Source organism: Hyphomonas atlantica corrig., from assembly GCF_000682715.1.
Lineage (GTDB): Bacteria > Pseudomonadota > Alphaproteobacteria > Caulobacterales > Hyphomonadaceae > Hyphomonas > Hyphomonas atlantica.
In genome coordinates this window covers 1-902 of record NZ_AWFH01000046.1, presented here as the reverse complement: position 1 = coordinate 902, position 902 = coordinate 1, and the positions used below count along the sequence as shown (strand labels likewise).

Genomic DNA, 902 nt, shown 5'->3' with positions numbered 1-902 from the left:
TCACTTTCAGATAGGTGAAGTCGGTCTGCCAGAGCTGGTTCGGCCCGGTGGTCTTCTCCCTGAACTCATCAGCCGCTTTCATCACGATGAAAGCCGGGCTCGTGATCAGGTTGTGCGCCCTCAAAAGCCTGTAAACACTGGCCTCGGAGACGAAGTAGTGCTTCTCATCGGTGAACGTCACCGCCAATTCCCGGGGAGATAGTTCCGGTTGATCCAGGGCCATTTCCAGTACCTGCTGACGCACCTCGTTCGGGATGCGGTTCCAGACCCGGCCGGAGCCGCTGCGCCGATCCTCAAGCCCGGCTTCACCGAACCGCCGGTAAAGGTCATACCAGCGATAGAAGGTCGGACGCGACACGCCGATCTGTTCCAGTGTCTTCTTCACCGGCTGGTGTGATTGTTCGACCAGCCGGATGATCTCCAGCTTCTCAGAGGCAGGGTATCTCATTCGGTATCCTCCCCATCCCCGATCACGCTTTTTTTCAGAATGCGGTTTTCCAGCGTCAGGTCGGCCACGACTTCCTTCAGATCCCGCATCTCGCGCTTCAAGCCGCTCACCTCACCGGACGTCGCCTGGCGCTCGGTATCGCCGGAGAGCCGCCTCTTTCCCGCTTCGAGGAATTCCTTCGACCAGGTGTAATAAAGGCCCTGGGCGATCCCCTCACGCCGACACAGTTCGGCAATCGAATATTCTCCGCGCAGGCCTTCCAGAACAATGCGGATCTTCTCTTCGGCAGAGAATTTGCGCCGGGTCTTACGGCGTATCTCTTTCACATGTTTTTCGGCCGATCCTTCCGGCCCGGATTTCTGTCTCATCTTCGCTCCCTTGGCGGGCTACGATGTGCCAGAAATCCTCCTTAAGCAATTTGGCCGATCTGTCTCATGGTCGCTGACGGGGAACA

The 902-nt window shown here is 57.8% G+C and carries 1 pseudogene; it reads right to left on the bottom strand.

What is annotated here, in order from left to right:
• Positions 1-816, bottom strand: a pseudogene (locus HY36_RS18215) (transposase); the annotation flags it as partial.
• Positions 817-902: the final 86 nt, after the last annotated feature.